This window comes from Ruminiclostridium hungatei (assembly GCF_002051585.1).
In the GTDB taxonomy this organism is placed as follows: domain Bacteria; phylum Bacillota; class Clostridia; order Acetivibrionales; family DSM-1351; genus Ruminiclostridium; species Ruminiclostridium hungatei.
Window position 1 is genome coordinate 106,526 of the sequence record NZ_MZGX01000009.1, and the last position, 11,017, is coordinate 117,542.

General features: G+C 43.9%; 9 protein-coding genes. All 9 read right to left on the minus strand.

Translation table 11 applies throughout. The features are described 5' to 3' along the window. Window positions 1-17: 17 nt before the first annotated feature. Window positions 18-1,940 carry a biosynthetic arginine decarboxylase gene (gene speA, locus CLHUN_RS08470; RefSeq protein ID WP_080064153.1) on the minus strand — a complete coding sequence of 641 codons (1,923 nt, stop codon included), beginning with the start codon at window positions 1,938-1,940 and terminating at the stop codon, window positions 18-20. A 199-nt stretch (window positions 1,941-2,139) separates the two neighbouring features. Beyond that, window positions 2,140-3,420, minus strand: coding sequence for a LysM peptidoglycan-binding domain-containing protein (locus tag CLHUN_RS08475; protein WP_080064154.1), 1,281 nt, complete (start codon window positions 3,418-3,420; stop codon window positions 2,140-2,142). A 319-nt stretch (window positions 3,421-3,739) separates the two neighbouring features. Further along, window positions 3,740-4,990, minus strand: coding sequence for a [Fe-Fe] hydrogenase large subunit C-terminal domain-containing protein (locus tag CLHUN_RS08480; RefSeq protein WP_080064155.1), 1,251 nt, complete (start codon window positions 4,988-4,990; stop codon window positions 3,740-3,742). Between the two features lie 512 nt (window positions 4,991-5,502). After that, window positions 5,503-6,612, minus strand: coding sequence for an aldo/keto reductase (locus tag CLHUN_RS08485; protein WP_080064156.1), 1,110 nt, complete (start codon window positions 6,610-6,612; stop codon window positions 5,503-5,505). Between the two features lie 93 nt (window positions 6,613-6,705). Then, window positions 6,706-7,752 carry an FAD:protein FMN transferase gene (locus CLHUN_RS08490; RefSeq protein ID WP_080064157.1) on the minus strand — a complete coding sequence of 349 codons (1,047 nt, stop codon included), beginning with the start codon at window positions 7,750-7,752 and terminating at the stop codon, window positions 6,706-6,708. Window positions 7,753-7,949: 197 nt separating this feature from the next. Then, on the minus strand, window positions 7,950-9,038 hold the full coding sequence (locus CLHUN_RS08495) for a hypothetical protein (protein ID WP_080064158.1): 1,089 nt from the start codon (window positions 9,036-9,038) through the stop codon (window positions 7,950-7,952). 31 nt (window positions 9,039-9,069) lie between these two features. After that, entirely contained in the window at window positions 9,070-9,585 is a 516-nt protein-coding gene (locus tag CLHUN_RS08500; RefSeq protein ID WP_080064159.1) for a Gx transporter family protein, read from the minus strand. Between the two features lie 10 nt (window positions 9,586-9,595). After that, window positions 9,596-9,982: a NusG domain II-containing protein gene (locus CLHUN_RS08505; RefSeq protein WP_080064160.1), complete on the minus strand. Its 387-nt coding sequence runs from the start codon at window positions 9,980-9,982 to the stop codon at window positions 9,596-9,598. Between the two features lie 132 nt (window positions 9,983-10,114). Beyond that, the gene (locus CLHUN_RS08510; protein WP_080064161.1) at window positions 10,115-11,017 is read right to left on the minus strand and encodes a UbiA family prenyltransferase; all 903 of its coding nucleotides are present in this window, start codon (window positions 11,015-11,017) and stop codon (window positions 10,115-10,117) included.

An 11,017-nucleotide genomic window follows, 5' to 3' on the forward strand; every position in this document is an offset into this window, starting at 1 on the left:
GTTCAGTCGTAACCGGCCTATCTCTCATAATAGGTGTAGCCCCTGAGTCCGTTGTCGTAGGCACGCATTATTTCAGGCCGTTCACTTGCACTTATGAGTCCATCGTGGATAGCCTGCTCTGCCTTTTCGCGGAAACTCACCAGCATGTCCTTGGGGTCGAATTCAACATAGGATAAAACATCCGATACGCTGTCTCCGTGAATTTCCTTCACCAGATCATAGGTTCCGTCACTGTTGATCCTGACACTCACCACATTTGTATCCCCAAATAAATTATGCAGGTCTCCCAGTGTTTCCTGATAAGCCCCCACCAGAAATACACCAAGATAGTAGTCATCTCCGTTTTTCATTTCATGTAAGGGCAGGGTGTTCCTTACATCATGCAGATCTATAAAATGGTCTATCTTACCGTCGCAGTCACAGGTTATATCGGCTATGACCGCATTCCGCTTGGGCAATTCCAAAAGCCTGTGCAGCGGCATAATCGGGAATAGCTGGTCAATGGCCCAACTGTCCGGAATTGACTGGAATACTGAAAAATTGCAGTAATAGATATCAGCAATTGCACTTTCAATATCTTCAAGATCGGGGGGAGCATTTTTCAGCTTTTTCTTTTCCTTGGCTATCTGGTTTATGGTATTCCAGAATATTTTTTCGGAAAATGCGCGTTCCCTCAGGCTCAACCTGCCGTGCTTGAACATGTCGCGTATTTCATCCCTGTAGTAAAGGGCATCGTTATAGCATTCCTGAATATTTTTCAGGGTAATGTTCCTGTTGACGTCATAGAGGTTTCTTATCTGCTCAGATGTATTTTCATCAAGTTTGTCTGGAATATCGTGGTGCTCTTCAAACTTCTCAACATCAAGAACATTGAACAGCAGCACGGAATAGTAGGCAACCGTTGTTCTCCCCGATTCTGTTACAATGATGGGGTGGTCAACCTCACTGGAGTCCAGAGTTGTCATAACTGCCTCCACAATATCGGTACAGTATTCTTCAACAGTATAGTTACGGCTGCAGGTATAGTTTGTGTTTGATCCGTCGTAGTCAACAGCCAGTCCACCGCCCAGATCCAGATAGCCCATGGGAGCCCCTTCCTTCACCAGCTCGGCATATACACGGGCCGCTTCAAGGACTGCTGAACGTATATCTCTTATATTGGGAATCTGGGAGCCCAAATGGTAGTGGAGCAGTCTGAGGGAATCCAGCATGTTTTTTTCCTTGAGCTCATCCACCATGGCTATGACCTGTGACATATTCAGGCCAAAAATACTCCTGTCGCCGCCTGATTCGGTCCAGTGTCCTCCGGCCTTGGCAGAGAGCTTGATTCTTATGCCGATGTTGGGCTTTATGCCCAATGCCTTTGACCTTTCCATGACAATTTCCAGTTCACCAGGTATCTCTATTACAAAAAAGCACTTAAAGCCCATCTTGACGGCATACAGGCCCAAATCTATAAATTCCTCATCCTTGTAGCCGTTGCATATAAGACAGGCTTCCTTATCCTTCATTACGGATAAGGCGGCCACCAGTTCAGCTTTACTGCCGACCTCAAGACCGTGGTGGTATCGCTGTCCGAATCTGGTCACTTCTTCCACCACCTGCTGCTGCTGGTTAACCTTAATAGGATAAACTCCCCTGTAAGCTCCCTTGTAATTCAGCTTTTTCATTGCATCATTAAATGAGTTGTTCAGAAATGATATCTGTGAATCCAATAAATTTTCAAAACGCAATAATACAGGCATGTCGAGCCCACGCTCACGCACACCTGATATAATATCCATAAGGCTGACTGCAGCCGATCCATTATCCTTATACGGGTTTACAAGAACTTCTCCACTGTCCGAAACAGAAAAATATCCGTTGCCCCAGTTTTTGATACCGTAAAGCTCTTCAGACTTTTCCCTAGTCCATCTCCCTAAAACTTCCGCCTTGTTCATGTCCGCTTCCTTTCACTTAAACAGAATTCCTTAAAATCCACCAAGCACCTGTAAATACAGTGGATTGCAGCAAGCTCACCACCCTTTATTCCAAGGCTTTCCATACAAGTAATGAATAATTATAAACTATTCAAAGCAGACAATAACACATGCTGCACTTATTGTCAATAAGTATAGCTAAAAGGTAAAAATTATATCCTCAAAGGACTTTTCTGATTTTGAATACGTTGCTCAGAACCAGCCAATTCTGCGGAAAGTAATTCATTATGGTCCAGTAGCTGACACCCCCCAGCCCATACTCATTTACCAGTGACAATTTGGCAAATATGCTTCTGGCATCCTCAAACCAAACCACATGCTGTTTGCCGCTGTCATCATAGTAATAGAAGAAAGGAGCCTGGGAAACCATATCGTACTGGATTACCGCACCTCTTCTCCAGGCCAGGTCTACCGCTCCGGTATTGGTGACAGTTCTGGCCGCCGTTCCCTGCTGATGGGGAATGGTCCAGTCATAGCCGTAATTTGACATGCCCATAAATATTTTTTCCCTGGGAATGGCAGTCACCGCATAGTTGAGCACTCTTCTTATACCGTCCACAGGCGATACTGCCATAGGCGCACTGTAGGTGAAGCCCCATTCATAGGTCATAAGGATGACATGGTCCAGCAGCGCTCCGTGAACGGGATAATCATGTGCTTCATAGAGCTTGCCTACCTGACCGGCGGAGGTCTTGGGAGCCAGTGCGCTGGTAATGGTATAGCCCAGTGGCCGCAGGGTGCTTACTATTCTCCTCAGGAAATTGTTATAGCTCTCCCTGTCATAGGGGTAGATATATTCAAAATCTATGTCCAGCCCAAAATAATTTTTCTCTCTTAAGGTTCTTAAGACATTGTTGATCAGCGTATCCTGAACCTGCTGGTCTGTCAGTACTGCATGGCCGATGTCGCTGTTAAAGCCGCCTGTTTCCCCAAGATTGGTTATAACCATCAGGGGTGCCACTCCAGCGGCCCTGGCGGCACTTATCAAAGGCTGGTCATTGATAGTCTTAAGGCTGCCGTCCGCCCTTACCTGATAACTGAAAATACTCAGATAGGTGAGATTTGGAAGTGTTTTGTCAAGCACCTGCCGGTTTATATTGGGAAAGGCATAGCCGTTGACTTCTATTGTGCCGAAATTGATGGTTCTGGGAGGAATGACTATTGTCTGACCCGCTGATATCTGGGATGGATTGGTTATTTGAGGATTTGCCTGCAGTATTTCGTTAACACTTATTCCGTAAGCGGAGGCAATGGAATATATGGACTGCCCCGGTGTCACCACATGATTTCTGGTTCCTTCAAGTATGACTAAAGTTTGTCCTACTACCAACTGGGTTGGATTTCTAAGCTCGTTGTCGGAAATAATTTTCTGAGGTGAAACATTATACCGGCGCGCTATGCTGTATATACTTTCACCCCGGCGAACTACATGTATTCTCAAACATATCACTCTTTCCTATTTTCTATGGTTTTGCACCACAAGTGCAATATCCCCATATAGTATATGAAGGTTTACCATAATAGGTTACGACTGTGCGGCTGGATTTATTTTACTTTTTGCTTTGTCAGAAATGGCCATATATTCTGTTTCCAGGACGCAAGTACAACTCCACTCAATGGCAGCATAATAAAAAGCTTGCTGAAATTTGTAAGCGGTACTATTTCAAGTAAGCTTTTATATGCTAACCATTGAGCGGAGTTTGTACGAAAGCACTGGAAACCCAATAATAATCGTTTACTGCCAAAGTAAAAGTGAAATACTAGAATTCTCGAGTGAAGATGTCGCTTCGCTCCAGCAGGCTTTCTATTGTGTCAAAACCCAGCCGGTGCAGCAGCTCAATAACATACGGATTGTCTATGGGAGTGGAATATGCCGCCTGATTTCCGTAGGCCACAACATTTTTCCTTCCCTCTTCCCGATTGAGTATGGCCTTCGGGCCTCCCACACATCCACCGGTGCAGCCCATTCCCTCTATAAAATTGGCCGCTGTACGCCCCTCTTTCAGGGCTGCAAGCATCTCCTTACAGGCCGGCATACCGTCAGCCTGTATAGCCTTGACCCGTATAGCCCTGTGGGGGTTCAGCCTCTCCACCGTAGCCTGAACCGCTTCGCTGACTCCGCCGGTTCTGGCATATATCCTGCCTGCCCTTGAGGAATGATCTCTGGAATCCTCCTCCATCTGCGCCGGATCAATTCCGGCTGCTTCAAATATATCCTGAACCTCCTGAAAGGTAAGGACATAGTCAACTGCGTCAGCTATGTCCTTTTCCCGGGCTTCAGCCTTCTTTGCAATACAGGGCCCGATAAATACCGTTATGGCATTCTCCTCCAAAAGCTTGATGGAACGCCCGCAAGCTACCATGGGCGAGACTGAGCCAGGAACATGGGGTACATACTGGCTGTAAATCCTTCTTATCATGGCTATCCACATGGGGCAGCAGCAGCTTGTAAGCAAAAAGTCCTTTTCATCATGAATTTTACGGTCAAATTCAAGGGCTTCCTTTAAGGTGAGAATATCGGCAAAAAGGGCCACCTCCAGCATTCCGGCAAAGCCAAGCCTTTTAAAGGCACTTCTGAGTTTCCCCGGCGTTACCTTGTCACTGAACTGGCTGATAAAGGCCGGAGCTATCATTGCATATACAGGCCCTTCCGAGTTATTGACAGCATTCAGGACCGGCAGAATATCCCTGCTCCCTACGAGTTTTTCGGCCTTGCACCTGTCAATACAGCCTGAGCAGCCTACACACTTTTCAATATCAATTGATATGTTTCCTTCTTCATCTTTTCCAATGGCATCAAAAAGACATTTCGTCGGACAGTTTTTACCATCCCCATCACAGCAGTCACACTTGCCGAAGCGCCATACAGGACCATAATCCTTTGGGCGCAGCAAACAATCCAGTTGATGCGGATCAAAATCCAGCTTCCGTATTTCTTCTACCTCTTCTGCTACCCTGTTCTGAACAGCAGCCTTAACCAAACGGTCATATAACTCATTAAAGGTTTGCATGGTCAACTCCTTTTGACGGTGTTTTAGAACTTCTTATTTGTGTAACCATTACCTGAGGTTTTTATGGAAGTGTCGGTTAATAATATAAATTTATTATATGCAAAATTATTATTAAAATAATCGGCACTGGAAATTACTTTAACGCATTGTGCTAATCCCAATTCCGGCTGCATGACTGAAAAAGCATATTGCAATATAACGCTGTTGCAAAACTAGTAACAAATGCAACATATGTGAAATTCAAATTAACCTGTTGTGCTAGTTAAGGATGTATACGAGTAGAAAACAGCTTATAGACTGTTCCCTCCCGGACGAACTTTAAGAAATGCTTGTATATAACACTTTTGCTTGAAATAGTACGACTTACAACATGCTTTTTCAGCAGTCGCAGCATGCTGTAAGCCTACAATTTCAGCAAAAGCTTTTAATCATACCACGCATTTCTCTAAAGTCGTCCTCGCGTGGACAGTCTCTATCAACTTTATTCATGTTCACCACAGGTTAATTTATTGTCAGTATATATCTTTCGCCGCAAGTTTATAATCTGCAATGGATAGCTTTCTGATTATATCTATACCATATGGGCAGTCTGGCATACACCTACCGCATTTGGTGCACTTATCGGCCTTTATGTCAAGCGCCTTATACCTATCCATAGCCAGCTTACTGTTTCCAAACCAGAAACGGAGCCGTTCCTTAAGGGAATATTCCGCTGCATTTGTGATAACGCCGTCTGCCATCTGTCTATCGAAATAGCCTTCATATTTGAAAATTTCCTGAAGTGGTATTCCCTCAGGGCAGCAGCATTTTCCGCACTGTCTGCAAACATAGCTGCCCAGCTCGGGGGCTTCAGCATACAACCGTTCCATTTCCACTTCCGACATAGGGACAAACTTTCCGGCAAATTCCAAATCAAGCTCCAGCATTTCACGATTATTTATTCCTGCGACTATTACTGACGCCGGCTGGGTAAATGCGTATCTGAAGGCAGGCTGTACAGACTTCCACAGCAAGCCGTCCCCTATGGGCTTCATAAGAATAATGGCGGTTTGCTTATTAAGTGCCAAAGGGATTAACTCCTCCTCGATTTCGGGGAAGTTGAACCTGTCATAATAATTTATGGTAGTCATTACAGCGTCAAAGTCATATTCCTTCAGAGCCCGGATCAGCACATGGGGTTGTCCATGCATGGAAATACCAATATGCTTTATCTTCCCCTCCTGCTTTGCCTGTAAAGCTCCCTCCAAAGCACCTTCCGCCCCAAGTATGGTGTCCAGTTCCTCCATTGTGCCAACAGCATGCATTATAAAGAGATCTATATAATCCGTTCTGAGATTTGCCAGGCTCCTGTCAAGTGATTCCAGGCATTTTACCTTGGTCCTTTCTGCGGTTTTGGTCGCAAGTACGAATTCCTTTCGCCTATGTGCCACCGACTGGCCGATTTTGCGCTCCGATTCACCGTCACCGTAGCCGGCCGCAGTTTCTATGTAGTTCCCTCCCGCATCAAGATACCTGTTCAGAAGGCATTTTGCTTCTGACAAAGGTATTTCCAGCAGGTGAAATCCTCCGAAGCCGAGAATTGATGTTTCAAGCCCTGTTCTGCCAAATTTTCTTTTTTCCATTATTGCCAACACCTCTTGTTTATTATTTTCAAATCAAAATTGCATTCTGAAAACCAGTTTGAAAGGGCCCACATCTTTTTTACAGGCCAAAACTTATTTTTTCAGGTACTTCTGAAACCCGTCGCTATACTTTATGGAGCCATCCTTTAAAACCCACATTGCCTCTGCGCCAGGTGCTGCATTTATATATTCAAGAGCTTTGTCAAAAGGAAGAATGAAGGCCGCCTTGGCCATGGCGTCTGCCACACCCGAATCCTTGCACAGTATGGTTACCTGTAAAAAATTATCGGCGGGAAACAGGCTGTCAGGGTCAATGATATGGTGATACCTCTTTCCGGCAACTGTGTAGAACCTTTCATAAACACCGCTGGATACCAGTGACATTTCATTCAGATTGACTATGTTCAGGGTTTTCTTATCACTTTCCTTATCCGGGTTCTGAACTCCTACGTTCCAGAATTCCTCCCCGTTGCCTTTCCCGCCTATTGCCCGGACATTCCCGCCTACACTTATCAGTCCCGATGTAAACCCGTTTTTTTCAGCGTTCAGGCAAACCTGCTCAGTAGCATAGCCTTTTCCAACACCGCCCACATCCAGACTCATCCTGGGGTCCTCCAGAAAAACCGTAGAATTTGCCTCATCCACTATTACTTTATTTATATCAGTGTGTTTGTTTGCCTCCTTAAGTTCCTCCATACCAGGCAAGGTAGCATCGGCTTCATCCTCAATGCCTTCCTCCCTGTGCTTATGCCATATTTTAAGAACTGCCCCCAGCGCCACATTCAGTTTGCCGTCTGTATCTTTATGCCACTTCTTTGCAAAAAGAAGCAGGTCAATTATTTTCTTATCCACTTTGACAGGTTTGATGCCTGCATTGTCGTTTATGGTTTTGATGTTGTTAATTCCGGGATAATCGTTGTATATGTCATACAACTGATGGTACTCCTTGAGAGTATCGTAAATCATCTGGGATTGCTTCGTAAATTCCTCTTTACTGTCGGTATATGCCACAATCTGGGTGACAGTATCAAAGAGTTCAAGAAACTCAGCCTCGTACCTCTTTTTTTCAGGAGCTCCGCAGGCCGTCACATTCACAGCAAATGCCAGCAATAAAATTATGGCAGTCAGTTTTTTTAACATTTGTCACCTCAATAGGGCTGTATAATAGTTTAATTGGCAATGGCCCATCATACGCTTTTTACCGCCGCCGACACTCAGGCTTCCGCCCCATGTACCCTTAAACCCTACATGGTGCAGGTTATCCGATAAAAACACCTATGATGAGCCAACTGATTCATTTTTTGCAACTTTAAACAGTTTTATTACATGCCCACTAATTATTTAGCAGTTTTTGAAGCTTTTTCTATCATGCTTGTAAAATCGGTAATGTGAACTGTAACCGAACTTGTGAGATCAGCGGCTGTTGGCACGCCTTCTTCATTTATTGCTATACCTTTAACTTCATCAACTGATTTTCCAACTACATATTTTGAGAAGGCATCGGACTGTTCAGACCATTCCTTGCCTATTTTTGAAGCCTTCTTCATACCATAGCCTTCACCCAGCTCAACCTTTGTCTGCAAGGGTGCCTTTAAGTCTGTAGTGATTTTTCCTGCCTTTGAGAAGTTAACATTTGACTGTGATGCATCTATAACGCAGCTTGTAATCTTTCCGGCAGCATCAAAGGTTGTAGCGGAGTAATTTGAGTACGCCTGGGCCAGACCGTCCTTTTCACCTGCATCAGTGGATTTTGCAATGCTTGTTACAATTGCAAGTCCCAGTTTGTCTTCAGACTTTGCGCCCAGATCCTTGGCGTTGTTAACAGCCTTTTCGATGGCAGCTACATAATCAGTTATATGTATGGTTACTGATGTCAATAACTCTGCATCGGTTGTAACACCTTCTTCATTTACTGCTATACCCTTAATCTCCGCAACTGTCTTTCCTACAACATAAGCAGCAAAGGCATTTGCTTCTTCAAACCAGTCCTTGCCTATTTTTGAAGCCTTCTTCATTCCATAGTCATATCCAAGTTCCTGCTTTGATTTGTATTCTGCCTTCAAATCAGAAAGAATTTTTCCTTCTTTTGAAAAATTGATCTTAGTCTGTGCAGTATCTATGGCACACTTTACAATTTTTCCATCCTTGTCAACTGTAACTGCTACAGCAACGGAATCAACCTGGGCTGCTCCGTCCTTTTCACCTGCATCAGTGGATTTCGCAACTGATGAAATAACTGCAAGGCCTGTTTTTACAGCATCGGCAGCGCCTGTCTCAGTAGCCGTAGTGCTTGGCGAGGCACCTGCTTCAGTGTTGGTTGCAGTACCGGTGCTTGTGGTTGGTTCAGAAGTTGATGAAGATCCGCAGCCTGCTATAAAAGTTACTGCGAGAACTAAAACCAATACCAGTGATAGTAATTTTTTCATAGTAGTTCCTCCAAATAGATATTATATTATATTATTTATTTAAAACCAGCCTGTTGAAAGCCGGTAAAATAAATCTCAAAAGGATTGATGTTGCAATTCCGGCAATTACGCCCGAAATCAGCAGTACGGGAAGGTATACCCAGAGATATATGTTGGTGTATATAAGTGATACGACTATAAACTGACCCACATTATGGGTTATTGAACCAAATATGCTCAGCGCAAGATAAGATATCCTGTCTTTAAAAACAAATATGAGCAGGGACATGACCAGAACTGACAGGACGCCGCCGCTTAAGCTCAGAAGTCCGGCTATGGGGCCTCTGGTCATGGCCACAAACAAGCCCTTCAGTACTGCTATGGCAAAGGCCGGCTTCTTTTTAAGGAAGAACAGCGCATACATTACCGCTATATTTGAAAGCCCCAGCTTCACTCCCGGAACGGGTATCAGCAAGCTCACAGAGGGCAGCGAATTTTCAACTATGGAAAGTACCAAAGCAACAGCAAAAAGCAGGGCTGTTAAAACTAAAAGTTTTGTTTTGCTCATTATACCGACCTCATCCTATCATATCAATATCCTGGTTGTTACGGCCGTTTTGCGGAACAATCTTAAGAAAAATCTCATTTGGCAGGCAGGCCGCTGTCTGTCCTACCGTGTGCAGCCTGCCTGTCTTGACACAAATCTTGTCGGGACAGTCGGAGCTTTCAAATCGTATACTTCCGTCAGGCTCCAGATGAAAGACAACATTTTTGTTCTGAGGAATGGAAAAATGAATATCCTTTCCCTTTGTCAGCTCAACAGTCTTTACAAGCCTGGATTTATAGTATATCTCAGCCTTGGCAGGTTGCGCCGCAAAAATATACCTGTACAAAAGCATTGATGATATACCAACAAATAAAATTGTTAAAACAAGCACGATGTCACTTTTCTTAAAAAACTTCATGTTTACTCCTCGGCTGGCAGGCAGGTTATGCCGCCAAAATAAGCTTGAATCAGGACCGGAGGTATGCGAACGGCAATGGCTAATTATGGTGTTAATTATTTAACTAATCTGCCCTTAAAAAATTCTATGGTTTTACAATAATCCGGATATAAAAATCACCAGCGTAATGGATGCCATAATAATCACATAGTTTTTTATTGAACAAATAAAGGTTTTTTCCTTATCCTGCAATTTAAAAAACGTATTTATATTTTTCTGAACAAATATCAGCGTCACCAGAGCCGTCAGGCATATGGGAGAGAGCATGCCCCCTGCAACCATGGCTATGATTGCGGCATAAGGCATATAGTACAGAGCCGCAAATAAATACAGCGCCGGCTTGTTTCCCAGATAATACGGCAAGGTATATCTCATGACAGAAATATCTTTGTCCACGTCACAAATGTTATTGGCAAGCATGATGTTTGCGGTAGTGCAAATGGGAGCTATTGACAGCAGTATGACAGTTATCAGGGGTATTACCTTCATTTCAAGACTTACAAGGTCCAGACCAAGCTTCAAGGTCAGATATGTTCCCTCCGGCATATTTATATATAATAGAAGGAATGGAATCAACAAACCGTAAAACAGGCCTGAAAATATTTCTCCCAGAGGCTGTCTTGAAATGGGTACAGGGCCAAAGGTGTAGAACACCCCGCATATGAAGCATACGGCACCCAGCAGCAATACTACCACATCTGTGAGATATGCCAGGTACAGTCCAAAACCGGCGGATATGAGAAACAGCACATATATTATCATAAGAGCCGTGCCTCTTTTAAAATCCAGGGTCTGGTGATTTGTTTTGGTATCAATATAATTGTTAATGGCAGTTGTGGTAAGATCAAATACAAACATGGAAACAAAAAATATCAGGGTCAGTCTCCAGTTTATGGGCTTATTTAAGGAGTATATATAAGCAATCGTCATTAAAAAAGCAAAAATGCTGGTTATCTTTGTCTTTATCTCTGTATAATTCAGAAGCTTTAAAACCAT